This window comes from Amycolatopsis thermalba (assembly GCF_003385215.1).
In the GTDB taxonomy this organism is placed as follows: Bacteria; Actinomycetota; Actinomycetes; order Mycobacteriales; family Pseudonocardiaceae; genus Amycolatopsis_E; species Amycolatopsis_E thermalba.
In genome coordinates, this window is the sequence record NZ_PQHW01000060.1 from 17,768 (window position 1) to 42,554 (window position 24,787).

The following is a 24,787-nucleotide window of genomic DNA, read 5'->3' on the forward strand; positions in this document are numbered from 1 at the left end:
GCTGCGTCTACTATCGCCACCAGCGGGAGGCCGGGAAAGCGGAGGTTTCCGGCGGTGTGCATCGGAAACGCCGATGCAGGCTTGAATCTGAACGGCAGATGCAGAGTGTCGATTAATACGATTTTACAGAAGCCAGGGTGCGATCTAGCGTTTCCCCAACGGCAGGCTGTGTGACGGCCGGATTTCCGGGCAACGGTGCCCGAATTCGCCAGGGAAGGCTGGAAATGGCGCCCAACGAGACGCTCCAGGTCGAGAAGCATTCGATCGATTTCGTCCCCCATTCCGAACGGTACGGGAAGGCGCGCGGCCTCTTCCCGATCTGGTTCACCGTCAACGCGAACATGCTCACCATCGCCACCGGCGCGGTCGCGGTGGCGCTGGGACTGCCGCTCGCGTGGGCGATCGTCGCGGCGGTGGCCGGTCACGGCATCGGCGCGGTCTTCATGGCCGCGCACTCCGCGCAGGGACCGGTGCTCGGCATCCCGCAGATGATCCAGAGCCGCGCGCAGTTCGGGTACCGCGGCGCGGTGCTCCCGCTCGTGCTCGTCGTGCTCATGTACCTCGGCTACATCGCCAGCGGCGCGGTGCTCGCCGGCAACGCCCTCGCCGAGTTGCTGGGCTGGGACGTCGACGTCAGCATCGTCCTGACGACCGTCGCCGCGACGGTGATCGCGATCTTCGGCTACCGGTTGATGCAGGTGTGGGTCAACGCGGTCTCCTGGGTGACGGCGATCGCGTTCGCCGTCCTGACCATCGGGTTCTTCTTCCGCAACGACGTCGGCGGCGCCTTCGCCACCGGCGAGTTCAGCTGGGGCGTGTTCCTGCTCGCGGTCACGCTGTCGGCGACCTGGCAGCTGACCTACGCCCCGTACGTCGCCGACTACAGCCGCTACCTGCCCGCCCGCACCTCGGCCAAGGCGACGTTCTGGTGGACCTACGCCGGCTCGGTCGTCTCCTCGGTGTGGATGTTCGTCTTCGGCGCACTCCTGGCCGCCGCGGCCCCGGAGGCCTTCGGCGGTGGCTCGGTCCGCTTCGTCGCCGAGCAGGCGGGGTTCGCGCCGTGGCTGTTCCTCGCGATCATGGTGCTGAGCAGCCTGCCGATTCTCGCGGTCGACCTGTACGGCGCGTTCATGTCGCTGGTCACGATCACCGGGGCGCTGCGCCACGCCCGCACGATCTCCAAGCGCGGCCGGGTCCTCACGGTCTCGCTGCTCTCGGCGACCGGTGTGCTGATCGCCATCCTCGGCCGCGGCGACTTCCTCGACAACCTCGAGAACTTCATCGTGCTGCTGGCGGTGGTCCTCGTCCCGTGGACCTCGATCAACCTCGTCGACTTCTACTTCGTGCGCAAGGAGCGGTACGACGTCGCCGACATCTTCAACCCGGCCGGCCGGTACCAGGGGACCGACTGGCGCGCCATCACCGCCTACGCCGTGGGCGTCGCCGTCGAGGTCCCGTTCATGAGCACGGCCCTCTACACCGGACCGCTGGTCGAGGTCCTGGGCGGGGCGGACATCTCCTGGCTCGTCGGGCTGGTCGTGTCGGCGGTGGCGTTCTACGTCCTGATGAAGCGCTACCCGGTGCGCCGGGGTTACGCGCCGGTCCCGGAGGGTCCCGAGCTCAGTCAGGCACGCGCCGGTGCCCCGTCTCCCGGCGTGCCTTCGTAGCGCCGGCGGATGACGCCGGAGGACCTCGACGTGGCCGGCCAGCGCGTCCAGCACCGGGCGCGGTCACGCGCGGAACGTGCGGCGGTAGGTGTCCGGCGGCACGCCGATCGTGCGCTGGAAGTGGCGCCGCAGTGTGGTCGCGGTGCCCATGCCCGCCGCCGCGGCGATGGTGTCGATGCTGTCGTCCGTGGTCTCCAGCAGCTCCTGCGCGCGGCGGATCCGTTGCGCCAGCAGCCATCGCAGCGGGGTGGTGCCGGTGACCGCGTGGAACTGGCGGGCCAGGTGGCGTGAGCTGAGGTTCACGCGGCGGGCCAGGTCCTCGACCGTCAACGGCTGGTCCAGCCGGCTCATCACCCACGGCAGCAGCTCGGCCAGGGGATGGCCGTCCGGTTCGGGCACCGGGGTGCTGACGAACTGGGCCTGGCCGCCGTCGCGGTGCGGCGGCACGACCAGGCGGCGGGCCACCACGTTGGCGATCGCCGAGCCGTGGTCGAGGCGGACCAGGTGCAGGCACAGGTCCATCGCCGCGGCCTTGCCCGCGGACGTCAGCACGCGGCCGTTGTCGACGTAGAGCACGTCCGGGTCGACCGTCACCCGCGGGTAGCGCGCGGCCAGCTCGCCGGTGTGGGCCCAGTGGGTGGTCGCGCGCAACCCGTCCAGCAGGCCGGCGGCGGCGAGCACGAACGCGCCGGTGCACAGGGACACCACCCGCGCGCCGGCCGCGTGGGCGGCGCGCACCGCCTTGGCCAGGCCGGTCGGCGGGTCCTCGTCGACGTCGGCCAGCGCGGGCACGATCACGGTGCCCGCGCGCGCCAGCCGGTCGAACCCGTCGTCCGGCTCGATCAGGAAGCGGCCCGCCCGCACCGGGTGCGTGCCGCACACGCTGAGGTCGTACCAGGGCACCCGCACCGCGGCGGGCGCCGAGCCGAAGACCTCGCAGGCCAGCGCCAGCTCGAAGTGCAGCATCCCGTCGGTGGCGGCGACCGCGACAGATCTCATGTCGGAAAGTGTATGGGTCGTGTCGTTCCGGACACTGGGCAGTCGCCGGACGGTCGGACAGGATTTCCGCAACGGATCACTTCGAGCGGGTGGAGCGGGCATGGGACGAGTTGCGGTGTACGGCGCGTACGGGCACACCGGGCGGTTCGTGGTCGCGGAGCTGCGTGAGCGCGGGTACGTCCCGCTGCTGCTGGGCCGCGACCGGGAGAAGCTGCTGGCGATGGCGGAACCGGGGCTGGAGGCGCGGCCGGCATCGGTGGACGACCCGGTGGCGCTCGACCGCGCCCTGGCCGGTGCGGCGGCGGTGATCAACTGCGCCGGCCCGTTCGCGACGACCGCCGCCCCGCTGATCGAGGCGGCGTTGCGCGCGGGCATCCCGTACGTGGACGTGGCGGCCGAGATCGAGGCGAACGCGGACACGTTCGCGCAGTTCGCCGAGCGTGCCGGGGACACCTTGGTGGTCCCGGCGATGGCGTTCTTCGGCGGTCTCGGCGACCTGCTGGTCACCGCCGCGATGGGGGACTGGACGGCGGCCGACGAGGTGCGCATCGCCTACGGCCTGAGCAGCTGGCACCCGACCGCCGGAACGCTCGCCGCGGGCGCGGTGTCGCGCGAGCGGCGGGCCGACCGCCGGGTCCGCTACAGCGGCGGACGGCTGCGGTACCACGACGACGCCCTGCCGACGCTGGCGTGGGAGTTCCCGGCGCCACTCGGGCGGCAGGACGTCATCGCGGAGTTCAGCATGGCCGACATCGTCACGGTGCCGAGCCACCTGGCGGTCCCGGAGGTGCGCACGTACATGACGACGACGGCGGCCGCGGACCTGGCCGCGCCCGACGCGGCGGCACCGGCCCCCGTCGACGAGCGAGGCCGGTCCGCGCAGACGTTCGTCGTCGACGTGGTCGTCCGCTCCGGTGACGCGGAACGCCGGATCTCCGCCGCGGGGCGGGACATCTATGCGATCAGTGCACCGCTGGCGGTGGAGGCGGTGGAGCGGGTCCTGACCGGGCGGACGCGGGCCGTGGGGGTGGTGTCGGCGGGTGCGGCGTTCGACGCGCAGGAGTTTCTGCGTGCGCTGGCGCCGCACCTGTCGGTGCAGGCGGGCGCCTGAGCGGGCGAGGACCGTCGCGTGCCCGCCGCGGGGCGGGACATCTATGCGACTAGCGCCGCTTGCGGTGGATCGGGTGCTGACGGGGCGGACGCGGGCCGTGGGGGTGGTGTCGGCGGGTGCGGCGTTCGACGCGCAGGAGTTTCTGCGTGCGCTGGCGCCGCACCTGTCGGTGCAGGCGGGCGCCTGAGCGGTCCTCGCCCCGCTCAGGCGCCCCGCGTCCCTCAGCCGGCGTTGTGCCGGTAGAACGGCTCCTTGATCGGCGCCAGCGGGGTGTTGCCGAGGATCAGGTCCGCCGCCTTCTCCGCGGTCATGATCACCGGCGCGTAGATGTTGCCGTTGGTGATGTAGGGCATCACCGACGCGTCCACGACCCGCAGGCCCTCGACGCCGTGCACCCGCATCGAACCGGGGTCCACGACGGACATCTCGTCCACACCCATCTTCGCCGTGCAGGACGGGTGCAGCGCCGTCTCCGCGTCCTTGGCCACCCAGTCCAGGATCTGCTCGTCGGTCTCCACGGCCGGGCCGGGGGAGATCTCGCCGCCGTTGAAGCGGTCCAGCGCGGGCTGGTTGAGGATCTTCCGGGCCACCCGCACGGCCTCCACCCACTCCCGCCGGTCGTTCTCGGTGGACAGGTAGTTGAACCGCAGCGCCGGGTGCCGCCGCGGGTCGGTCGAGGTGATCTTCACGCTGCCGCGCGTGTCGGCGTACATCGGTCCCACGTGGACCTGGTAGCCGTGCCCGCCCGCCGGCACCGACCCGTCGTAGCGGATCGCGATCGGCAGGAAGTGGAACATCAGGTTCGGATAGGCCACGGTGTCGTTGCTGCGCACGAACCCGCCGCCCTCGAAGTGGTTCGTGGCGCCCGGACCGGACCGCAGGAACAGCCACTGCGCCCCGATCAGCGGACGCCGCCACGTCGCCAGGTGCGGCTGCATCGACACCGGCTCCTTGCACGCGTACTGGATGTACACCTCGAGGTGGTCCTGCAGGTTCTCCCCGACACCGGGCAGATCGCGCACCACGTCGATGCCGAGCCGGCCCAGCTCGGCCGCGTTGCCCACGCCGGACAGCTGCAGCAGCTGCGGCGTGTTGATCGCCCCGCCGCACAGCACGACCTCCTTGCCGTACACCTCACGCGGCGCGCCCCGCCCGGTCGAGTACTCGACCCCGACGGCGCGGGTGCCGCGGAACAGGATCTGCGACACGAACGCGCGGGTCTGCACGGTCAGGTTCTTCCGGTGCCGCACCGGGTGCAGGTAGGCGCGCGCGGCCGACAGCCGGCGGCCGCGGCGCACGTTCCGGTCGAACGGCCCGAACCCCTCCTGCCGGTAGCCGTTCACGTCGTCCGTGCGCGGGTACCCGGCCTGCTCGGCGGCGTCGAAGAACGCCTGGAACAACGGGTTCGACGCCGGGCCGCGCTCCAGCTCCAGCGGGCCGTCGTGCCCGCGCCACGGCCCGTCCGGCGGATCGGCCAGGCAGTTCTCCATGCGCTGGAAGTAGGGCAGGCAGTGCGCGTAGTCCCACTCGGCCATGCCGGGATCGGCCGCCCAGCGCTCGTAGTCCATCGGGTTGCCCCGCTGGAAGATCATGCCGTTGATGCTGCTCGACCCGCCGAGGATCTTGCCGCGCGCGTGGTAGATGCGCCGCCGGTTCATGAACGGCTCCGGCTCGCTGCGGTAGCCCCAGTCGTAGAAGCGGCTGCCGATCGGGAAGGTCAGCGCGGCGGGCATGTGCACGAACACGTCCCACTTCGCGTCCGACCGGCCCGCCTCCAGCACCAGCACCTTCACCTTCGGATCGGCCGACAGCCGGTTGGCCAGCACGCACCCGGCCGAGCCGCCGCCGACGATGATGAAGTCGTAGTTCTCCGTGCTCACGTTCGTCCTCCTCAGGAAAGCTCGTCGACGAGCCGGTTGTCGCGGTCGGCCTGGTGTTCGGGGAGCGTGCCCAGGCGGTGGCGGCCCCGCAGCCGGAACCACGCCAGGCCGATCGCGGCGACGAGCCCGATGAACATCAGGGCCATCCAGCGGAGCGGGCCGCTGCCGTAGATCTGCTCGCGCGGCCACGCGAGGTTCACGGCCATCCCGGCGCCCCACAGCACCGCCACGATGTTGATCGGCAGGCCCAGCCGCCCGAGCGAGAAGTGACCGCCGGCGTCGCGGCCCGGCCACCCGCCGCGCAGCCGCTTGACCAGCATCGGCACGGTGACCAGGAGGTAGGCGAAGTAGATCATGACCACGGCGACGCTGGTGACCGCGGTGAAGATCTCCGGGGTGCCGATGTTGACCACCAGGATCAGCACCGCGACGGCTCCGATCAGGATCGCCGGGATCACCGGCGTGCCGGTCTTGGCGTTGATCCGCGCCAGCCGCACCCCGAACGGCAGGGCGTTGTCCCGGGCCATCGCGAACATCAGCCGGATCCCTGCCGTGTGCACGGCCAGCGCGCACACCGTGATGGCGACGACGATGCAGCCCAGGAACACCTTGCCCAGCGGCCCGCCGAGCACCTGCAGCACGATCAGCTGCAGCCCGCCCGCCGACGTGCCCAGCCGCGGGTCGGACAGATCCGGCGCGGCCATGATGGCGAACAGCAGGATCAGCCCGCCGATCACGAACGACGCGATGACCGCCCGCAGGATCGCGGCGGGCGCGGTGCGCCGCGGGTTGACCGTCTCCTCGCCCAGCGAGCTCGCCGTGTCGAAGCCGTACATGACGTAGGCGGAGGCGATCGCGGCGACCAGGAACACGCCGGCGTAGCCACCGGTGTGCCCCTCGCCGAGCCCGTGCGTGTCGACGAAGACACCCGGCCCGCGCACCACGTTCACCGCGAGGATCACGACCAGCAGGACCGCCGCGATCAGCTCGATGAACACGCCGATGCTGTTGATGCGCGCCATCAGCTTGACGCCGAAGGCGTTGACCAGGGTGGTGAACAGGATCAGCACGGCGCCCCAGATGACCGCGGAGATCGCGAAGTCGTGGGCGCCGCTGCCGTCGCCCACCAGCTGGAAGCCGGGCCACAGCTGCGGCAGCGTCACCTGGTAGGCCAGCACCACGCTCGCCAGGGTGACCACGGAGGCGGTGAACATCATCCACCCGGCGAGCCACGACGTGGTGCGCCCGGCGAGTCTCTTGGACCAGTTGTAGACCGAACCGGCGACGGGGTAGCGGGCGGCGAGCTCGGCGAAGCACAGGGCCACCGCGATCTGCCCGACGAAGACCATCGGCCAGGACCACCAGTAGGCCGGCCCGCCGGTGCCGAACCCGAAGTAGAACAGCTGGAACGTGCCGGTGAGGATGGAGATGTAGCTGACGCCGGCGGCGAAACTGGCGAACTTGCCGATGCTGCGGTCGAGTGACTGCCGATACCCGAACTCGGACAGTCCGTGGTCGTTGCTGGTGCTCACGCGCGCCTCCTCTTCAGTACTGCGGCGTGGAGAGGGAATCCCGGTCAGCCCTTGAACCAGTGCTGCGGCCGGGGATCGATGTTGTGGTAGATGTGCTTGGTCTCGCGGTACTCGTGCAGGCCGGACGGGCCGAGTTCCCGGCCGATGCCGGACTTGCCGAAGCCGCCCCACTCCGCCTGCGGCAGGTACGGGTGGTAGTCGTTGATCCAGACCGTGCCGTGGCGCAGCGCCCCGGCCACGCGCTGGGCGCGCCCGGCGTCGGACGTCCACACCGCGCCGGCCAGGCCGTAGTCGGTGTCGTTGGCCAGCTCGACGGCCTCCTCCTCGGTCGCGAACCTCTCGACGGTCACGACCGGGCCGAAGACTTCCTCGCGCACCACGGCCATGTCCCGGGTGCAGTCGCTGAACACGGTCGGGCGGAGGAAGAAACCGTTGCGCAGCGCGGGATCCTCCGGCCGCGTGCCGCCCGCGCGCAGGGTGGCCCCGGCGGCGAGCGCCCCGGCGATGTAGCCCTCCACCTTCGCGCGGTGCTGCGCGGAGATGAGCGGACCGGTCTCGGTGGCGGGGTCGAGCCCGTTGCCCAGCCGGATGCGGTCGGCGCGCGCGGCCAGCTCGTCGACGAACCGGTCGTGGATCCCGTTCTGCACGATCAGCCGGGCCCCCGCCGAGCAGACCTGTCCGGAGTGGACGAACGCGGCGTTGAGGGCCTGGTCCACGGCGGTGTCGAAGTCGGCGTCGTCGAAGACCACGTTGGGGTTCTTGCCGCCCAGCTCCAGCGCCACCCGGCGGACCCCGCGCGCCGCGGCGGCCATGATCTTCTCGCCGGTCGCGAGCCCGCCGGTGAACGACACCAGGTCGACCCCGGGGTGCTCGACCATCGCGGCGCCGACCGCGCCCGGCCCGAGCAGCAGGTTCACCACGCCCGGCGGCACACCGGCCTCCTCGGCGAGCGCGCCGAGCCGGATGGTGGTCAGCGGGGTCAGCTCGCTCGGCTTGAGCACCATCGTGTTGCCCGCCGCCAGTGCCGGGGCGATCTTCCAGGAGATCTGCAGCAGCGGGTAGTTCCACGGGGCGATCAGCGCGCACACCCCCACCGGCTCGTGCACGATCCGGCTGATCGCGCCCGGGTCGCCGGTGTCCACCACGCGGCCGGCCTCCTGAGCGATCGCCGCGGCGTAGTAGCGGAACACCGCGACCACGGCGGCGGCGTCGACGCGGCCCTCGGCGAGGGTCTTGCCGGTGTCCAGGCTTTCCGTGCGGGCGAGCTCCTCGCGGTCGCGGACCAGCAGGTCCGCGATGCGGCGGAGCAGCTCGGCGCGCTCGCCCGCGGTGGTGCGGCGCCACGGTGAGCCGGGGCGGAACGCCCGGCGCGCGGCGGTGACGGCCAGGTCGACGTCGGCGGGCCCGGCGAGGGCGACCGACTGGATGACGGAGGCGTCGTAGGGGTTGAGGACGTCGGTGCGGGACCCGTCGCGCCCCTCGGTCCAGTTTCCGTCGATGTACAGGTCCTTCATGAGCCCTTTCCGATGTGGTAGCGGGCAAGCCGGCGCTGGTGATGTGATGCGCGGCACTTTCAGTGCGTACATTTGTACATGAGAGTGCGTACGGATGTCCATACTCGTCGGCTACGATCGTGTTAACCGGGAATCTTCGCGGGTGGGGGTGTGCGGTGGTGTCACAGGTGGCCGGTTCGCGCCGGCAGCGTCCCAACGATCCCGAGCGGCGCGCGAAGATCGCGCGGGCGGCCATCGACGTGGTCGCCGAGCGGGGGATCGACGGGCTGACCCACCGGGCGGTCGCCGCGGCCGCGGGGGTGCCGCTGGGGTCGACGACGTACCACTTCCGCACCCTGGACGACCTGCTGGAGGTCGCGCTGAAGCAGGCGGCCGAGGACAACGTCCGGCGCCTGCGGGAGTGGGAGCGGACCGTGCCGGCGGATGCGGACTTCGCGGCCGCGCTGGCGGAGCTGGTGATGCGGTACGTGCGGGACGAGGGGCCGCACACGGTGGTCGAGTACGACCTGTACGTGGCGGCGATGCACCGGCCCCGGCTGCGGCCGGTGAGCGCGGCGTGGGACGACGCGCTGATCGAGCTGTTCGGCTCGCGGACGGACGCGCTGACCGGACGCGTGCTGGCGGGGTTGTTCTGCGGGCTGCTGATGCAGCTGGCCATCACCGACGACGCACCGTCCTCTTCGGACGTCGAAGCGATCTTCCGCCGGGCGGTCCACGGGCCGTGAGTCCTGGCCGCCGCGGGGGCGGCCAGGACCGGTGCGGCTACGGCTGGGCCACCGGTTCCGGCGCGGTGCTCAGCTCGCGGCGCCAGCGGCCGAAGACCTTCGGCTGGTTCATCGCGAACACGGCCACCGCGCGATCGCCCCGGCGGTACACCGCGGTGAACCGCCGGGCGGCCGGGTCGCCGTCGACGATCTCCATCCGGTCGCCCTCCCGGCGGTGCCCCGCGAACTGCAGGCGCGTGCCGTACTGGTCGGACCAGAAGTAGGGCGCGCGGGTGCTCGGCACGGACTCGTGGCCGAGCAGCGTCGCCGCGGCGGTGGCCGGTTGCTCGAGCGCGTTCGTCCAGTGTTCGAGCCGGATCTCCGCCCCGGCGAACGGGTTGTGCGCCACCGCGCAGTCACCGGCCGCCACCACCGACGGGATGCCGGTCGCGCACCGGGCGTCGGTGCGCACGCCCCGGGTCGCGTCCAGCCCGGAACCGGCCAGCCACTCGGTGTTGGGCACCGCGCCGACGCCCACCACGACGACGTCCGCAGGCAGCTCGCGGCCGTCGGTCAGGTGGACCGAACTCACCCGGCCGGCCCCGGCCAGCGCCGCCACGCCGACGCCGGTGACCAGATCCGCGCCGTGGTCGCCGTGCAGTGCCGCGCAGACCGAGCCCAGTTCGACGCCGAGCGGGCCCGCGAGCGGCACCGCCTGCTGCTCGACCACGGTGACCGCCAGCCCGAGCCCGCGGGCGGTGGAGGCGACCTCGGCCCCGATGAACCCGGCGCCGATCACGACCAGCCGCGCGCCCGGAACCAGGGCGGCGCGCAACGCGACCGCGTCGTCCAGGGTGCGCAACGTGTGCACGCCCGCCGGCGCCGGGCCGGGCAGGCGGCGGGCCCGCGCGCCGGTCGCCAGCACCGCGCCGTCGCAGACGATCCGCTCGCCCGAATCGAGCTCGACGGTGCGCAGCGCCGGGATGAGGGCGACCGCGCGCCGTCCCAGGCGCCAGTCCGCGTCCAGGTCCTCGTCGTCGCTCTCCAGCGCCAGGTCGGCCGCCGACATCGCGCCGGCGAGGAACTCCTTCGACAGCGGCGGCCGGTCGTAGGGCCGGTGCGGCTCGTCGCCGACGACGACCAGGCGCCCGTCGAAGCCGCGTTCGCGCAGGGCCCGCGCCGTGGACAGGCCGGCCAGCGACGCGCCCGCGATGGCGATCGTGCGCATCAGACCCCCATCCGCTCGGGCGCCTTGACGTTGACGTAGACCTGCCCGTCGACCACGACGACCTCGTGCGTGCGCACCGGCTTCTTCGCCGGCGGCCCGCTCGGGATGCCCGTGCGCAGGTCGAAACAGGAGGCGTGCAGGGGGCACTCCACCGCGCAGCCCTCCAGCCAGCCGTCGGCCAGCGAGGCGTCCTGGTGGGTGCAGGTGTCGTCGATCGCGTACAGCGTGCCGTCGACGTTGAACACCGCGATCGGCACCTCGCCGTCGATGCGGACGGCTTCGCCGACGGGGAGGTCCTGGAGAGCGCAGACGGGAATCATGAGGCGGCTCCGTTGTGTAATGCACAACTACACGTGCTATCCGCAACAGGGTGCGGCAGCGAACCGGGAGCGGTCAAGGCCTGGAAGTGGGAAATTGTGTCATGTGAGTAGAGTTGCGGTATGCGGAACAACGAGCGCTCGACGAACGGGTCCGCGAGCCAGGTCCAGTCGGTGGACCGGGCGATCGCCATCCTGGACATCCTGGCCAGACGCGGCGAGGCGGGGGTCACCGAGATCGCGCAGGAACTGGATGTGCACAAGTCGACCGCGTTCCGCCTCGTCGGCGCGCTCGAGGCGTGGCAGCTGGTGGAACAGGTCAGCGAGCGCGGCAAGTACCGCCTCGGGTTCGGCATCGTCCGCCTGGCCGGCGCCACCACGGCACGGCTGGACCTGTCCCGGGAGAGCCGGGCGGTGTGCGAGCGGCTCGCCGCGGAACTCGACGAGACCGTGAACGTCGCCGTGGTGGACCAGGGCCAGGCGACCAACATCATGCAGGTCTACGGCTCGGCGGCGGTGACCGCGCGGAACTGGATCGGCCAGCGCACGCCGCTGCACGCCACCTCCAGCGGCAAGGTCCTGCTGGCCTGGGCCGCCGACGACGTCCGGGAGGCCGCCCTGGCCGAGCTGACCCCGTTCACCCCGAACACGCGCACCGACCGGGCCAAGCTCACCGAGGAGCTGGCGCAGGTCCGCGAGCGCGGCTGGGCGTGCACGGTGGAGGAGCTGGAGGTCGGCCTCAACGCGGTCGCCGCCCCGATCCGCGCCGCGAACGGGGACGTGATCGCGGCGTTGTCGGTCTCCGGCCCGGCGTACCGGATGGAACCGTCGTCCTATGCGGACGTCGCGGAGAAGATCGTCGCGGGCGCGGAGGAGATCAGCTTCCGCGTCGGCTACCTCGGGCCGCGCTGACCACTTCCCGCCGCGGCCGCAGGATCGCCGTCTTGGCGAGCACTTCGCGGTGTTGCGCCCGAACCGGCGCGCCGGGCGGCGCCACCCACCCGATCGAGCCGCAGTACAAGCCCTGTGCTCCAGCTGACCTCCGATGTCACCGCGGACCCCGTGCCCGGTAGCCGAAGGCCCGGGCCGGCGCCGGGAACCGAGGCTCCGCCCGGCCCGCAGGTCGTCGAACCGCGCGGTCGTCGCGGGTCAGGGGAAGACCACGGTGCTGTTGCCGTTGAGCAGCACGCGGCGTTCGCAGTGCCAGCGGACCGCCCGGGACAGCGCCAGCGCCTCCGCGTCGCGGCCCACCGTTTGCAGCGCGCGCGGGTCGTAGGTGTGGTCGATGCGGATGACCTCCTGCTCGATGATCGGGCCCTCGTCCAGGTCGGGCGTCACGTAGTGCGCGGTCGCCCCGACCAGCTTCACCCCGCGGTCGTAGGCCTGGTGGTAGGGCTTGGCGCCCTTGAACCCGGGCAGGAACGAGTGGTGGATGTTGATCGCGCGGCCGTGCAGCGCCTTGCACAGCTGGTCGGACAGCACCTGCATGTACCGGGCCAGCACCACCAGCTCCGCCTCGTACTCCTCCACCACCTCCAGCAGCCGCGCCTCGGCCTGGGGCTTGGTTTCCGGGGTCACCGGGATGTGCAGGAACGGCAATCCGGCCGCCTCCGCCATCGGCCGCAGATCGTCGTGATTGGACACCACCGCGACGATGTCCGCGCCCAGGCTGCCCGCGCGCCAGCGGAAGATGAGGTCGTTGAGGCAGTGCCCCTGCTTGGACACCATGACCAGGATGCGCGCGTTGCGGTCCGGGTGGAACGCGTACGACATGGCGAAGTCCGCGGCGACCGGCTCGAACCCGCGGGACAGCTCGCCGAGGTCCACCTCGTGGTCGGTGGTCACCTTGGTGCGCAGGAACAACCGCTTGCGCACCGGGTCGTCGAACTGCTGGTACTCCTCGATGTTGCCGCCGTGCTCGACGAGGTAGGCGCTGACGGCGTGGACGATCCCGGTCCGGTTCGGGCAGTCCAGGGTGAGCGTGAACGAACGGGTCATCGTTGTCTCCTCAGCATTCCACGATGTTGAGAGCCAGCCCGCCGCGGGCGGTCTCCTTGTACTTGTCCTTCATGTCGGCGCCGGTCTCGCGCATCGTCTTGATGGCCTTGTCCAGCGACACGTGGTGGCGGCCGTCGCCGCGCACCGCCATCCGCGCGGCGGTGATCGCCTTCACCGAGGCGATGGCGTTGCGCTCGATGCACGGGATCTGCACGAGCCCGCCGACCGGATCGCAGGTGAGGCCGAGGTTGTGCTCGATGCCGATCTCGGCCGCGTTCTCCACCTGTTCCGGGGTGCCGCCGATGATCTCCGCCAGCCCGGCCGCGGCCATCGAGCACGCCGAGCCGACCTCGCCCTGGCACCCGACCTCGGCGCCGGAGATCGAGGCGTTCTCCTTGAACAGCGACCCGATCGCCCCGGCGGTGAGCAGGAACCGCACGGCCGCGTCGTCGTCGAAGCCGGACAGGAACTTCTCCGCGTAGTGCAGCACCGCGGGCACGATCCCGGCCGCGCCGTTGGTGGGCGCGGTGACCACCCGCCCGCCCGCGGCGTTCTCCTCGTTGACGGCCAGCGCGAACAGGGTGACCCACTCCATGGCGTGCAGCGCGTCCGGCTCACCCGAGTCCCGTTCCAGCCGTTCCCGCAGGTCGTTGGCGCGCCGGCGCACCTTCAGCCCGCCCGGCAGCACGCCGCCGGTGTGCGTGCCGCGGTGCACGCACTCGCGCATCACCGACCAGATCCGCAGCAGCCCGGCGCGGATCTCCGCCTCGCCGCGCCAGGACAACTCGTTGGCCAGCATGAGATCGCTGATGCGCAGGCCCGTTTCGCGGGTGAGGGCGAGCAGCCCGTCGGCGGTGGTGAACGGGTAGCGCACCGGAGTGGGATCCGGCACCAGCGCCCGGCGGCCGGTCTCGTCCTCGTCGAGCACGAACCCGCCGCCGACGGAGTAGTACTCGCGGGCGTCGAGGATCTCGCCGTCCTCGCCGAAGGCGGTGAACACCATGCCGTTGCTGTGGAAGTCCAGCCGCTTCCGGCGGTGCAGCACGATGTCCTCGTCGACGGCGAACGCGATCCGGTGCTTGCCGAGCAGCGAGATCGCGCCGTCCGCCCGCGCCGCGGTCACCGCGGGCTCGGCGGCGACCGGGTCGACCAGGTGCGGCTGCTCCCCGGACAGGCCCAGCACGACCGCCTTGACGCTGCCGTGCCCGTGCCCGGTAGCGCCCAGCGAGCCGAACAGCTCGCAGCGCAGCCGCGCCGTGCGCGCCAGGAGGCCGGTGTCGGCCAGGCGGGAGGCGAACAGGTACGCGGCCCGCATCGGGCCCACCGTGTGCGAACTGGACGGACCGATGCCGACCTTGAAGAGGTCGAAGACGGAGACCGTCATGGTCCCTCCTGATGTAGGGTTGATATACCAGAGTGACGAGTCGTGGTTTTCAGGCGTTAGGATGGGGTTCGTGACCGCTCAACCGCAGGAACTCGAGGGCCCGCCGGTCTCGCTGGCCGAGCGCGCCTACACGGCGATCCAGGACCGGCTGATCATGCTGGACATCCCGCCGATGGCGCCGATCGACGACACCGCGCTGTCCGCGTCGCTCGGACTCGGCCGCACGCCGGTGCGGGAGGCGCTCAAACGGCTGGAGGTGGACCGGCTGGTGATCTCCTACCCGCGGCGCGGCACGTTCGCCACCGGGGTCGACATCACCGACCTGGCCTACATCTCGGAGATCCGCGTCCAGCTCGAACCGCTCGCCGCCCGGCGTGCCGCCGAGACCGCCGCGGCGGCGGTGAAGTCCGGGCTGGCCGAGCTCGCCGACGAGGTCGCGGACCTGGACGTGCGGGCGCTCGACCGCACCGGGCTGATGCGCTGCGACCTGCGGGTGCACCGCGCGATCTACCGCGCCGCGGGCAACCCGCACCTGGAGGACACGCTGGTCCGCTACGACAACCTGGCGACCCGCATCTTCTGCCTGTTCCTCGACCGGATGCCGCACTTCGACCGGCACGTGGGCGAGCACGCGGCGCTGCTGCGGGCGATCGCCGACGGCGACGGCGACACCGCCGCCGACCTGGCCCTCACCCACGTGACCGGCTTCGAGAAGGCGATCCGCGCGATCATCTGACCGGTTCATCGCAGCGCCTCCAGGATGGCGAGGCCGTCGCGCGTGGCGGCGACGTCGTGCACCCGCACGATCTTCGCGCCGCGCTCGGCGGCCAGCACGGCGGCGGTCACCGACGCCACCGTGCGCTGCCCGACCGGACGGCCGGTGAGCCGGCCGAGCATCGCCTTGCGGGACAGGCCGGCCATGACCGGTACCCCGAGCGCGCGGAACTCCGGCAGCGCGCCGAGCAGGGCGAGGTTGTGCTCCAGCGTCTTGCCGAACCCGAACCCCGGGTCGGCGATCAGGTGCCCGGCCGGGATGCCGGCCGCCCGGCAGGCCTCGATACGGGCCCGCAGGAAGTCCCGCACCTCGGCGACCACGTCGGTGTAGCGCGGGTCGCGCTGCATCAGGTGCGGTGGCCGGAGCATGTGGGTCAGGCACACCGGCACCCCGAGCTCAGCCGCGGCCGGCAGAGCCCCGGGGTGGCGCAGCGCCCGCACGTCGTTGATCATCGCGGCCCCGGCGTCCACCGCGGCCCGCATGACCTCGGGCCGGGACGTGTCGACCGAGATCGGCACGTCCACCACGCGGGCCAGCCGGGCGATCACCGGCACGACCCGGTCCAGTTCCTCCTCCAGCGCGGGCGGATGGGCGCCGGGCCGGGTGGACTCGCCGCCCACGTCCAGCAGGTCGGCGCCCTCGGCCACGAGCCGTTCGCCGTGCGCGACCGCGGCCCCGGAGTCGTGGAAGGCGCCGCCGTCGGAGAACGAATCGGGCGTCACGTTCACGATGCCGCACACCAGCGTGCGCGGCCGCGCCAGCAGCTCCGGCACCGGTGTGCGGACGGCGGCGGAGTTCCCGGTCCTGGTCATGACTGTCCTAACGGGACGCGGCGGTGATGGTGTGCCGCAACAGCAGCGCGGTGGTGACCGGGCCGACCCCGCCCGGCACCGGCGTCAGCGCGGCGACCCGGCCGGACAGCGATCCAGCGTCGGCGTCACCGGCGAGACCACCGTCCGGAGTCGGGTTGGTGCCCACGTCGACGACCACCGCGTGCGGGGCGGCGTGCTCGGCGGTGATCAGCCCGGCCCGGCCCACGGCCACCACGAGGACGTCCGCCTCGCGCGTGCAGGCGGCGAGGTCCGCGGTGTGGCGGTGGCAGATCGTCACGGTCGCGTCCCGGGCCAGCAGGAGCTGCGCCGCGGGCTTGCCGACCACGGTGGAGCGCCCGACCACCACGGCGCGGCGCCCGGCCAGGGGCACCTCGTAGTGGTCGAGCAGCGCCAGCACCGCCGCGGCCGTGGCCGGCGGGTGCGCGGGCAGGCCCGCCGTGAGACGGCCGAGCGACACCGGGTTCGCCCCGTCCACGTCCTTGGCCGGGTCGATGGCGGTGGCCAGCTCCTCCAGCCGGGCGCCGCCGGGCAGCGGCGTCTGCAGGATGATCCCGTGCACCGCCGGATCGGCGCTCAGCCGCTCCAGCTCGGCGGTGATCCCGGCGGGGGTGGCGCCCGCGCCGAGGTCCACCACATCGCACTGCACACCGCTGCGGGCCGCGGTCTTCGCGATCGAGCGCACGTACCAGGCGCTGGACTCGTCGTCGGTGGCGACCACCACGGCCAGGCGGGGGTGGACGCCCCGCTCGGACAGGGCCGCGGCGTCGGCCGAGACGCCGGCGCGGATCAGCCGGCCCAGCTCGGTTCCACTGAGGACGGCCGTCATCGCGTGATCTGCTTCCGCACGGCGGCGGTCACGTCGTCCGCGCGCGCCATCGCCTGGTCCACCGTGGCGATCGCCGCGCCCAGCTCGTCACGCGCCGGGCCCTCGGCGATGCCGGCCAGGTTGATCTCGACGTTCACCCGCGCCGTGGACAGCGCCGCCTTCGCCGCGTCGGCCGCGGCGGCGACGTCGCTGATCACGTTGCGGTTGCCGATCGGCTGGAGGCGTTCGGTGAGGCTGACGATCTGCTTGGCGACCGCGATGACCCGCGCCGGGACCCGCCCGGCCTCCACCAGGGCCGCGCCGATCGCCCGCGACCGGGCCAGCTTCTCGCCCTCGGTGGTTTTCGGCAGCGCGTAGGCGCGGGTGACGGCCTGGAAGGCGGCGGCGTCCTTCTCCGCCAGTGCCAGGGCGAGGGTGCGCAGATCGTCGGCGTTGTCCCGGATCTGCGTGATCGCCTCGGCGTCCTGCCGGTACTTCTCGCCGTCGCTGTAGCGGGCCACCATCGCGACCAGCGCGGCGCCCTGGGCGGCGTGCAGCGCGGCGGTGGCGCCCCCGCCCGGGGCGGGCACCCGGGCGGCGAGCGCGTCGAGGAAGGCTTCGAGGGTGAGGGTGCGCATGGGGTCCTTCCTCAGCGCCGGATGCGCAGCATCTCGGGGTCGACGAGTGGTTCGGCGGCCACGGTGGCGCGCACCCGGCGGCCGAAGTAGCCGATCTCGACCGGCGTGCCGGGGGTGGCGGTGGCGGGCAGCCACGCGTAGGCGATCGGCACACCGAGGGTGTGGGCGAACGCCGCGGAGGTGACGTACCCGGCGGGCTCGCCGTCGACGAACACCGGCTCGGAACCGAGCACCACGCTGCGGCCGTCGTCGACGGTCAGGCACGACAGCCGGCGCGTCACGGTCTCGTCGGTGACCCCGGCGATCGCGTCCCGGCCGACGAAGTCGCCCTTCTGCTTGCGCACCGCGAACCCGAGCCCGGCTTCGTACGGGTTGTGCTCGGTGGTCATGTCCGCGCCCCACGACCGGTAGCCCTTCTCCAGCCGCAGGCTGTTGAACGCGGCGCGGCCCGCGGCGACCACCCCGAGCGGGCGGCCGGCCTCGAACAGCACGTCCCACAGCCGCTGCCCGTACTCGGCGCTGGTGTAGATCTCCCAGCCGAGTTCGCCCACATAGGACAGTCGCATCGCGGTGACCGGGATCCCGGCGATGTGCGCGGGCGTGCAGCGGAAGTACTTCAGCGCCTCGTGCGAGAAGTCGTCCCGGCTCAGTGGCTGCACGAGGTCGCGCGCCAGCGGTCCCCACACGCCGATGCAGCAGGTGCCGCCGGTGATGTCGCGGACCTGCACGTCGGGACCGGCCTCGGACCGGAAGTAGGCCAGGTCCAGGTTGCCGTTGGCGCCGACCTGGAAGCGGTCCTCGCCCAGCCGCGCCACCGTGAGGTCGCTGCGGATGCCGCCGGCGTCGTCCAGGGCGAGTGTGTAGGTCACCGAGCCGACCGACTTGTCCATCTTGCCGGTGGTGAGCCGGTCCAGGAACGCCAGCGCCCCCGGGCCGGACACCTCCAGGCGCTTGAGCGGCGTCATGTCGTAGAGGGCGACCGCGGTGCGGGTCTTCCACGCCTCGGCCGCGGCGATCGGGGAGTGGAACATCGCCGACCACGCGTCCCGCGACGGCGGCTGCCACTCCGGCGGCAGGTCCTTGACCAGGTGCGCGTTGGCCTCGTACCAGTGCGGGCGTTCCCAGCCGTGCGCCTCCAGGAAGAACGCGCCCAGCTCCTTCTGCCGCGCGTGGAACGGGCTGACCCGCAGGTCGCGCGGCGACAGCTTCGGCTGCAGCGGGTGCAGCACGTCGTAGATCTCCACGAAGTTGCGCTGCGCGGTCTCGTCCACGTAGGCGTCGGTGGTCTCGATCTCGTCGAACCGGTGCACGTCGCAGCCGTGCAGGGAGATCTCGCTGCGGCCGTCGACCAGCAGCTGCGCGACCGAGCGCGCCACGCCGGAGGAGTGCGTCACCCACACCGCCTCGGCGATCCAGAACCCGGCGACGTCGGGCGACTCGCCGATCAGCGGGCCGCCGTCCGGGGTGAAGGAGAAGATCCCGTTGAACCCGGTCTCGATCTTGGCCGACCGCAGCGACGGCAGCAGCTGACGGCTGTGCTCCCAGGAGGGCGCGAAGTCCTCCTCGGTGAACGGCAGCATGGACGGCATCGCCGCCTCGGTCAGGTCGTCGTCGGAGACCTCGGGCAGGTCGGACAGGCGCACCGGCATCGGGCGGTGCGCGTAGGAGCCGATGCCCAGGCAGTCCACGTGCTCCCGGTAGTACAGGTCGCGGTCCTGGTGGCGCAGGATCGGCAGCCCGGCCTCGGTCAGCTCGTCGTTGCGGCCCACCAGGTCCGCCACCTGGCCGGTGCGCACGTACTGGTGCGCCAGTGGCAGCAGCGGCACCCGCATGCCGACCATCTCGCCGATCGCCTGGCCCCAGAACCCGGCGCAGGACACCACGATGTCGGCCGGGAAGTCACCGGCGGTGGTCCGCACCCCGGTGACGCGGCCGCCGCTGTGCGCGATGCCGGTGACCCGGACGCTGCCGTGGAATTCGGCGCCGCGGGATTCCGCCCGCCGGCGCAGGGCCACCACGGCGCGGGCGGCCTTCGCGAGCCCGTCGGTCGGGGTGTGGAACCCGCCGAGGATCTGCTCGGGGTCGAGCAGCGGGTGCAGCCGCACGCACTCCTCGGGGCCGACGACCTCACCGGGCACGCCCCACGACGTGGCCCAGCCCTGCTTGCGGTGCAGGTCGGCCAGGCGTTCCGGGGTGGTGGCGACCTCCAGGCCGCCGACCTGGTTGAAGCACCAGGCGCCGTCCACGGCGAGGCTCTTCAGCTTGTTCACCGTGTAGGTGGCGAACTCGGTCATCGTCTTCGACGGGTTCGTCTGGTACACCAGGCCGGGCGCGTGCGAGGTCGAGCCGCCGGTGAGCGGGAGCGGACCCTGGTCCAGGACCGTGATCCGGGTCCACCCGCGTTCGGTCAGCTCGTCGGCCAGGTTCGCGCCGACGATGCCGGCGCCGATGATGACAACCCGGGGTGTGGTGCTCATCGTGGTCTCCTGTCTGTGGTCTACGAGGTGGTCCCGGCGGGCTGGAACTCCAGCGCCGCGTCGAGGAGCCAGTCGGCGAGGTATCCGGCGAACGAGGGCCGCACGAACACCCGGAAGTCGTCGCCGGTGCCCAGCGCGAGCAGCAGCACCGGGGCCTGGCCGAGCGTGGTCTGCGCGGCCCGCCCGGACGGGAACGCCAGCGGGTGCAGGTCCAGCGAGCAGCCGGTGGCCAGGACATCCCGCGCGTGCCGTCCGCTGATCCGGATTCCGGTGCGCTGCGCGGACACGTCGACGGCGGCCCCGCCGCGCGGCCGGACCGCGGCGCCCAGCCGCGCCTCCAGCTCGTGCCCGTCCGCGGCGGTGCTGGTGACGAGCCACTCGTCCGGGCCGAGCCAGACGATCTGCCCGTCGGCGGCGTAGACCCAGGTGTTCGGCTCGGTGGGCAGCGGGGTGCCGAGCACGTCGGCCGGTGGCGTCACCCGCAGATCGACCGCGGCCACCGGCGGCTCGGCCTCCAGGTTCAGGCCGGTCGCGTTGCGCGAGGCGGCCGCCAGCGCGGGAATCCACTGCTGCAGCGGATGCGTGGGGTAGAGACGGGGCTCAGCCATCGCGGCGTGCTCCTTCCGGGTCGACCAGCACGATCCCGCCGATCTCGGCCGGCACCAGGGTGCCGTCGACCGGGACGTGCACGGTTTCGCCGATGCGGGCCTGCCCGCCCTTGACCAGGGCCAGCGCGAACGGGCGGCCCAGCTCGGCGCTGTGGTAGCTGGAGGTGACGTGGCCGAGCATCGGCACCGGCGGCGGGGGCAGGGTGCCGTCCGGGCGGAACTCCACGACCTGCGAGCCCTCCGGCAGCTTGGTGCGGGCGTCGGCGGGCAGCAGCGACACGAGCTGCTTGCGCAGCGGGTTGGTGTTCTCCGCCCGGGTGAACGACCGCTTGCCGACGAAGTCCCGCTTCTTCTTCGACACCGCCCAGCCCAGGCCGAGGTCGTGCGGGCTGACCGTGCCGTCGGTGTCCTGCCCGACGATCGGGTAGCCCTTCTCCGCCCGCAGCACGTGCATGGTCTCGGTGCCGTACGGGGTGATGTGCCAGCGCGCGCCGGCCGAGAGCAGGCGCAGCCACATCGCCCTGGCGTACCAGGAGTTCACGTTGACCTCGAAGGCCAGCTCACCGGAGAACGAGATGCGCGCGATGCGCACCGGCACGCCGTCGAGTTCGGTGTCCTGCCAGGACATGAACGGGAACGCGTCGTTGGACACGTCCAGGTGCGGGAAGGCCGCCGCGATCACGTCCCGCGAGCGCGGCCCGACCACCGGGAACACCGACCACTGCTCGGTCACCGAGGTCAGGTGCACGCGCAGGTCCGGCCACTCGGTCTGCAGCCACTCCTCCATCCAGTCCAGCACGCGGGCCGCGCCGCCGGTGGTGGTGACGACCAGGAACCGGTCCTCGGCCAGCCGCAGCACCGTGCCGTCGTCGAACACCATGCCGTCGTTGCCGCACATGACGCCGTAGCGCACGCGCCCGACCTTGAGGGTGCTCATCATGTTGGTGTAGAGCCGGTCGAGCAGCACGGCGGCGTCCGGGCCCTGCACGTCGATCTTGCCCAGCGTGGAGCCGTCCAGGATGCCGACCCCGCCGCGGACCGCGGCGCACTCGCGCAGCACGGCGGTGTCCATGTTCTCGTGTGGCGCCGGGTAGTAGCGGGCCCGTTTCCACTGCCCGACGTCCTCGAACACCGCCCCGGCGGCGACGTGCCAGCTGTGCAGCGAGGTGATCCGCTCGGGGTCGAACAGCTTGCCGCGCTCGCGCCCGGCCAGCGCGGCGAACGCCACCGGGGTGTAGGGCGGGCGGAACGTCGTGGTGCCGGTGTCCTCGACCGGTTTCCCGAGCAGCTCGGCGACGATGCCGGAGGCGATCACCCCGGACGTCTTGCCCTGGTCGTGGGCGGTGCCGATGGTGGTGTAGCGCTTGACGTGCTCGACCGACCGCAGCCCGGCGCCCACCGCCCGCTCGATGTCGGCGACCGTGGCGTCGCGCTGGATGTCCACGAACTGGCGGGCCGGGTCGCCTTCGGTGCGCCACAGCACCAGCGGCGGCGTGGCTTCCGGCTCCGCGGGGGTGGCGGGCGCGTCGTCCCCGGCACCGTCGCGCAGGCACCCGGCGAGGTCGAACGTGCCGTTGGCGGCGCCGATCACCGACACCCCGGGAACCGGCTCGGCCGGGCGGAAGGCGCCCAGCGCCGGGTCGTAGCGCAGCGCGCCGCGGACGTGGCTGAACAGGTGCGCGGCCGGGTTCCAGCCGCCGGAGGTCAGCAGCAGGTCGCACGGCAGCGACTCGGGCTTGCCCGCGGTGACCGTGTCCACGCCGGTGATCCGGCCGTCGCCGGTGGCGCCCACGACGGCGCTGGCCGGACGGACGGCGATCGACCGCTCCCGGCACAGCGCGGCCCAGTACTCCGGCGCGCTCGGGCGGGCGTCCAGGACGACGACCCGCGCCCCGGCGTGCTCCAGGTCGAGCGCGGCCGCGTAGGCGGAGTCGCCGGTGGTGAACACGACGACCTCGCGTCCGGCGAGCACCCCGTAGCGGTGCAGGTAGTCGCGCGCCGCGGAGGCGAGCATGATGCCCGGCCGGTCGTTGTCGGCGAACACCACCGGCCGTTCGTGCGCGCCGGTGGCGACGACGATGTGCCGGGCGCGGATCCGGTGCACGCGCTGACGCGAGACATTGCGCGGCGCGGCGGTGCCGAGGTGGTCGGTGCGCCGTTCCAGCGCCAGCACGAACCCGTCGTCGTAGTGCCCGAACGCCGTGGTGCGCTGCAGGTGCAGCACCTCCGGCGTGGCGGCCAGCTCGGCCACGACATCGGCGACGAACTCCCGCGAGGGCCGCCCGTCGATCACCTCGGTGCCGGTCAGGGACCCGCCCGCGTCGGCCCGGTCGTCGACGAGCACGACCCGTTCCCCGCGCCGCGCGGCGGCGCGTGCGGCCAGCAATCCGGCCGGACCCGCGCCCACGACGAGCGTGTCGCAGTGCGTGTGCTTGCGGTCGTAGCGGGCGGTGTCGGCCACCTCGGCGAGCCGGCCCTGCCCGGCGAGCCCGCGCGCGACGAGCCCGTCGGTCAGCTCCACGGTCGCGGCGAGCAGCATCGGCTCCGGGAACGGCTCCTCGATCTGCACCAGCCCGGTCGGGTCCTCGACCCACGCCGCGCCGATCCCGCGCGGGCGGCCGAACTTCACGCTCGTGCCGACCGCGTGCACGCCGTACGCGAGCAGCGCCGACGCGAGCGTGTCGCCCGGGTGCCCGGTGTAGGTGACGCCGTCGAAGGTGAACCCGACGGTGCGGGTGCGGTCGATCCGGCCGTAGCCCTTGATGCGGCTCATGACGCCACCTCCGGTGCGGACTGGCCCATCGGGTACACGGCCAGGAACTGATAGGTCCGGGTGTCGCGGACCGCGTTGAACCAGCGACGGCAGCCGGCGGCGTGGCTCCAGCGCTCGGCGAACGGGCCCTTGGGGTTGTCCCGGAAGAAGACGAAGTGCGCCCACTCCTCGTCGGACAACGCGGCGGGGTCGTCCGGGTAGGCGACGTGGGCCTGGCCGCCGTAGTGGAACTCCACTTCCTCGCGCGGCCCGCACCACGGGCAGGTGATGAGTTGCATGCGTGGCTCCTAGTGGGCGACGGCGGCGGCGCCGTGCTCGTCGACGAGCGCGCCGGTGACGAAGCGGTCCAGGCCGAACGGCGCCACGTACGGGTGCGGTTCGCCGTTGGCGATCGTGTCGGCCAGGCACCAGCCGAGCCCCGGGGTGGCCTTGAAGCCGCCGGTGCCCCAGCCGCAGTTGAGGTAGACGTTGTCGTAGGGCGTGCGGCCGATGATCGGCGAGGCGTCCGGGGTGACGTCGACGATCCCGGCCCAGCTGCGCAGCAGGTGCGCCCGCGCGAACACGGGGAACAGCTCCACCGCGGCGGCCATCTGCCGCTCGATGATGTGGAACGCGCCGCGCTGGCCGTACCCGTTGTAGGAGTCGACACCGGCGCCCATCACCAGCTCGCCCTTGTGCGCCTGGGACACGTAGACGTGCACGGCGTTGGACATCACGATCGTCGGGTGCACCGGCTCCAGCAGCTCCGACACCAGCGCCTGCAGCGGGTGCGACTGGAGCGGCGCGCGCACGCCCAGCTCGTCCAGCAGCACCGAGGTGTGCCCGGCCGCGCACAGGGCGACGGTGCCGCAGGCGATGTCGCCGCGGCTGGTCCGCACACCGGTGACCCGGTCACCGTCCACGGTGAACCCGGTGACCTCGCAGTCCTGGATCAGGTCGATCCCGGCTTCGTCGGCCCGCCGGGCGAACCCCCAGGCGACGTAGTCGTGCTTGGCGATGCCCGCGCGCGGCTGGTAGGTCGCGCCCAGCACCGGGTACCGGATGTCGCCGGAGACGTTGACGATCGGGCAGACCTTGCCGACCTCGTCGGGGGAGAGCCATTCGGCGTCGATGCCGTTGAGCTTGTTGGCTTCCACCCGCCGCACGCTGTCGCGGACGTCCTGTTCGGTGTGCGCGAGGTTGAGCACGCCGCGCTGGGAGAACAGGATCGGGTAGCCCAGGTCGTCTTCGAGGCCCTCCCACAGCTTCAGGGCGTGCTCGTAGATCGCCGCCGATTCGTCCCACAGGTAGTTGGAGCGGATCAGCGTGGTGTTGCGGGCCATGTTCCCGCCGGCCAGCCAGCCGCGCTCCAGGACCGCGACGTTGGTGATGCCGTGGTTGCGCGCGAGGTAGTGCGCGGTGGCCAGGCCGTGCCCGCCGCCGCCCACGATCACGACGTCGTAGCTGCGCTTCGGTTCCGGGTTGCGCCACAGGAAGTCCGGGTGGTCGGGCAGGTGCGCGCCCGGCGGCTGGGTGGGGGGCATGCCGTCAGCTCCGGGTAGGGG

21 protein-coding genes are annotated in these 24,787 nt (G+C 72.5%); 5 read left to right on the forward strand and 16 right to left on the reverse strand.

Going from position 1 to position 24,787, the window contains the following annotated elements; translation table 11 throughout:
* Positions 1-224 precede the first annotated feature (224 nt).
* Positions 225-1,667 carry a purine-cytosine permease family protein gene (locus D0D15_RS22365; protein WP_094008209.1) on the forward strand — a complete coding sequence of 481 codons (1,443 nt, stop codon included), beginning with the start codon at positions 225-227 and terminating at the stop codon, positions 1,665-1,667.
* Between the two features lie 63 nt (positions 1,668-1,730).
* Here D0D15_RS22365 and D0D15_RS22370 read toward each other — a convergent pair whose 3' ends face one another.
* A complete protein-coding gene (locus tag D0D15_RS22370; protein ID WP_115944704.1) occupies positions 1,731-2,666 on the reverse strand; it encodes a helix-turn-helix domain-containing protein in 936 nt (311 codons plus the stop codon).
* A gap of 100 nt (positions 2,667-2,766) precedes the next feature.
* Between D0D15_RS22370 and D0D15_RS22375 the strand changes: the two genes are divergently transcribed.
* Positions 2,767-3,777 (forward strand): saccharopine dehydrogenase family protein, encoded by a 1,011-nt coding sequence (locus D0D15_RS22375; protein ID WP_094008207.1) that lies wholly within the window; start codon positions 2,767-2,769, stop codon positions 3,775-3,777.
* Positions 3,778-3,998: 221 nt separating this feature from the next.
* On the opposite strand, the gene betA is transcribed toward D0D15_RS22375, so the two are convergent.
* From betA to D0D15_RS22395, 3 genes are read right to left on the reverse strand one after another with little or no spacing between them, the layout of a single operon-like run.
* A complete protein-coding gene (gene betA / locus D0D15_RS22385; RefSeq protein ID WP_094008206.1) occupies positions 3,999-5,657 on the reverse strand; it encodes a choline dehydrogenase in 1,659 nt (552 codons plus the stop codon).
* Positions 5,658-5,668: 11 nt separating this feature from the next.
* Positions 5,669-7,189, reverse strand: coding sequence for an APC family permease (locus tag D0D15_RS22390; protein ID WP_094008205.1), 1,521 nt, complete (start codon positions 7,187-7,189; stop codon positions 5,669-5,671).
* A gap of 44 nt (positions 7,190-7,233) precedes the next feature.
* On the reverse strand, positions 7,234-8,703 hold the full coding sequence (locus D0D15_RS22395) for an aldehyde dehydrogenase family protein (RefSeq protein WP_115944705.1): 1,470 nt from the start codon (positions 8,701-8,703) through the stop codon (positions 7,234-7,236).
* A gap of 167 nt (positions 8,704-8,870) precedes the next feature.
* Here D0D15_RS22395 and D0D15_RS22400 point away from each other — a divergent pair, with 167 nt between their 5' ends.
* A complete protein-coding gene (locus tag D0D15_RS22400; protein WP_369806830.1) occupies positions 8,871-9,428 on the forward strand; it encodes a TetR/AcrR family transcriptional regulator in 558 nt (185 codons plus the stop codon).
* Between the two features lie 37 nt (positions 9,429-9,465).
* On the opposite strand, the gene D0D15_RS22405 is transcribed toward D0D15_RS22400, so the two are convergent.
* Positions 9,466-10,635: an NAD(P)/FAD-dependent oxidoreductase gene (locus D0D15_RS22405; RefSeq protein ID WP_115944706.1), complete on the reverse strand. Its 1,170-nt coding sequence runs from the start codon at positions 10,633-10,635 to the stop codon at positions 9,466-9,468.
* A complete protein-coding gene (locus tag D0D15_RS22410; RefSeq protein ID WP_094008201.1) occupies positions 10,635-10,955 on the reverse strand; it encodes a bifunctional 3-phenylpropionate/cinnamic acid dioxygenase ferredoxin subunit in 321 nt (106 codons plus the stop codon). Before D0D15_RS22410 ends, D0D15_RS22405 begins: the two co-directional genes overlap by 1 nt.
* A gap of 120 nt (positions 10,956-11,075) precedes the next feature.
* Between D0D15_RS22410 and D0D15_RS22415 the strand changes: the two genes are divergently transcribed.
* On the forward strand, positions 11,076-11,864 hold the full coding sequence (locus D0D15_RS22415) for an IclR family transcriptional regulator (RefSeq protein ID WP_094008200.1): 789 nt from the start codon (positions 11,076-11,078) through the stop codon (positions 11,862-11,864).
* A gap of 237 nt (positions 11,865-12,101) precedes the next feature.
* Here the strand turns inward: D0D15_RS22415 and purU are convergent, their stop codons facing one another.
* Entirely contained in the window at positions 12,102-12,950 is an 849-nt protein-coding gene (gene purU / locus D0D15_RS22420; RefSeq protein WP_094008199.1) for a formyltetrahydrofolate deformylase, read from the reverse strand.
* Positions 12,951-12,960: 10 nt separating this feature from the next.
* Positions 12,961-14,334: an L-serine ammonia-lyase gene (locus D0D15_RS22425; RefSeq protein WP_094008198.1), complete on the reverse strand. Its 1,374-nt coding sequence runs from the start codon at positions 14,332-14,334 to the stop codon at positions 12,961-12,963.
* A 61-nt stretch (positions 14,335-14,395) separates the two neighbouring features.
* Between D0D15_RS22425 and D0D15_RS22430 the strand changes: the two genes are divergently transcribed.
* Positions 14,396-15,070: a GntR family transcriptional regulator gene (locus tag D0D15_RS22430; RefSeq protein ID WP_094008197.1), complete on the forward strand. Its 675-nt coding sequence runs from the start codon at positions 14,396-14,398 to the stop codon at positions 15,068-15,070.
* A gap of 5 nt (positions 15,071-15,075) precedes the next feature.
* Here D0D15_RS22430 and folP read toward each other — a convergent pair whose 3' ends face one another.
* From folP to D0D15_RS22470, 8 genes are read right to left on the reverse strand one after another with little or no spacing between them, the layout of a single operon-like run.
* Positions 15,076-15,921: a dihydropteroate synthase gene (folP, locus tag D0D15_RS22435; RefSeq protein ID WP_094008196.1), complete on the reverse strand. Its 846-nt coding sequence runs from the start codon at positions 15,919-15,921 to the stop codon at positions 15,076-15,078.
* 7 nt (positions 15,922-15,928) lie between these two features.
* Positions 15,929-16,768, reverse strand: coding sequence for a bifunctional 5,10-methylenetetrahydrofolate dehydrogenase/5,10-methenyltetrahydrofolate cyclohydrolase (locus D0D15_RS22440; RefSeq protein ID WP_094008195.1), 840 nt, complete (start codon positions 16,766-16,768; stop codon positions 15,929-15,931).
* Positions 16,765-17,385 carry a cyclodeaminase/cyclohydrolase family protein gene (locus D0D15_RS22445; RefSeq protein ID WP_094008194.1) on the reverse strand — a complete coding sequence of 207 codons (621 nt, stop codon included), beginning with the start codon at positions 17,383-17,385 and terminating at the stop codon, positions 16,765-16,767. Before D0D15_RS22445 ends, D0D15_RS22440 begins: the two co-directional genes overlap by 4 nt.
* Positions 17,386-17,396: 11 nt before the next feature.
* On the reverse strand, positions 17,397-19,862 hold the full coding sequence (locus D0D15_RS22450; RefSeq protein WP_094008193.1) for a GcvT family protein: 2,466 nt from the start codon (positions 19,860-19,862) through the stop codon (positions 17,397-17,399).
* A 20-nt stretch (positions 19,863-19,882) separates the two neighbouring features.
* Positions 19,883-20,470, reverse strand: coding sequence for a sarcosine oxidase subunit gamma (locus D0D15_RS22455; protein WP_094008192.1), 588 nt, complete (start codon positions 20,468-20,470; stop codon positions 19,883-19,885).
* The gene (locus D0D15_RS22460) at positions 20,463-23,243 is read right to left on the reverse strand and encodes a 2Fe-2S iron-sulfur cluster-binding protein (RefSeq protein WP_094008191.1); all 2,781 of its coding nucleotides are present in this window, start codon (positions 23,241-23,243) and stop codon (positions 20,463-20,465) included. The genes D0D15_RS22455 and D0D15_RS22460 overlap by 8 nt, the downstream gene beginning before the upstream one ends.
* Positions 23,240-23,521: a sarcosine oxidase subunit delta gene (locus D0D15_RS22465; protein ID WP_094008190.1), complete on the reverse strand. Its 282-nt coding sequence runs from the start codon at positions 23,519-23,521 to the stop codon at positions 23,240-23,242. Before D0D15_RS22465 ends, D0D15_RS22460 begins: the two co-directional genes overlap by 4 nt.
* Positions 23,522-23,530: 9 nt before the next feature.
* Entirely contained in the window at positions 23,531-24,766 is a 1,236-nt protein-coding gene (locus D0D15_RS22470; RefSeq protein WP_115944707.1) for a sarcosine oxidase subunit beta family protein, read from the reverse strand.
* Between the last annotated feature and the right edge of the window lie 21 nt (positions 24,767-24,787).

What these genes read in the sequence shown, in the direction of transcription:
- D0D15_RS22365 (WP_094008209.1), top strand. Translation starts at nt 225, where the DNA reads ATGGCGCCCAACGAGACGCTCCAGGTCGAGAAGCATTCGATCGATTTC.
- D0D15_RS22370 (WP_115944704.1), bottom strand. Translation starts at nt 2,666, where the DNA reads ATGAGATCTGTCGCGGTCGCCGCCACCGACGGGATGCTGCACTTCGAG.
- D0D15_RS22375 (WP_094008207.1), top strand. Translation starts at nt 2,767, where the DNA reads ATGGGACGAGTTGCGGTGTACGGCGCGTACGGGCACACCGGGCGGTTC.
- D0D15_RS22395 (WP_115944705.1), bottom strand. Translation starts at nt 8,703, where the DNA reads ATGAAGGACCTGTACATCGACGGAAACTGGACCGAGGGGCGCGACGGG.
- D0D15_RS22405 (WP_115944706.1), bottom strand. Translation starts at nt 10,635, where the DNA reads ATGCGCACGATCGCCATCGCGGGCGCGTCGCTGGCCGGCCTGTCCACG.
- D0D15_RS22410 (WP_094008201.1), bottom strand. Translation starts at nt 10,955, where the DNA reads ATGATTCCCGTCTGCGCTCTCCAGGACCTCCCCGTCGGCGAAGCCGTC.
- D0D15_RS22415 (WP_094008200.1), top strand. Translation starts at nt 11,076, where the DNA reads ATGCGGAACAACGAGCGCTCGACGAACGGGTCCGCGAGCCAGGTCCAG.
- purU (WP_094008199.1), bottom strand. Translation starts at nt 12,950, where the DNA reads ATGACCCGTTCGTTCACGCTCACCCTGGACTGCCCGAACCGGACCGGG.
- D0D15_RS22425 (WP_094008198.1), bottom strand. Translation starts at nt 14,334, where the DNA reads ATGACGGTCTCCGTCTTCGACCTCTTCAAGGTCGGCATCGGTCCGTCC.
- D0D15_RS22430 (WP_094008197.1), top strand. Translation starts at nt 14,396, where the DNA reads ATGGGGTTCGTGACCGCTCAACCGCAGGAACTCGAGGGCCCGCCGGTC.
- folP (WP_094008196.1), bottom strand. Translation starts at nt 15,921, where the DNA reads ATGACCAGGACCGGGAACTCCGCCGCCGTCCGCACACCGGTGCCGGAG.
- D0D15_RS22440 (WP_094008195.1), bottom strand. Translation starts at nt 16,768, where the DNA reads ATGACGGCCGTCCTCAGTGGAACCGAGCTGGGCCGGCTGATCCGCGCC.
- D0D15_RS22445 (WP_094008194.1), bottom strand. Translation starts at nt 17,385, where the DNA reads ATGCGCACCCTCACCCTCGAAGCCTTCCTCGACGCGCTCGCCGCCCGG.
- D0D15_RS22450 (WP_094008193.1), bottom strand. Translation starts at nt 19,862, where the DNA reads ATGAGCACCACACCCCGGGTTGTCATCATCGGCGCCGGCATCGTCGGC.
- D0D15_RS22455 (WP_094008192.1), bottom strand. Translation starts at nt 20,470, where the DNA reads ATGGCTGAGCCCCGTCTCTACCCCACGCATCCGCTGCAGCAGTGGATT.
- D0D15_RS22460 (WP_094008191.1), bottom strand. Translation starts at nt 23,243, where the DNA reads ATGAGCCGCATCAAGGGCTACGGCCGGATCGACCGCACCCGCACCGTC.
- D0D15_RS22465 (WP_094008190.1), bottom strand. Translation starts at nt 23,521, where the DNA reads ATGCAACTCATCACCTGCCCGTGGTGCGGGCCGCGCGAGGAAGTGGAG.
- D0D15_RS22470 (WP_115944707.1), bottom strand. Translation starts at nt 24,766, where the DNA reads ATGCCCCCCACCCAGCCGCCGGGCGCGCACCTGCCCGACCACCCGGAC.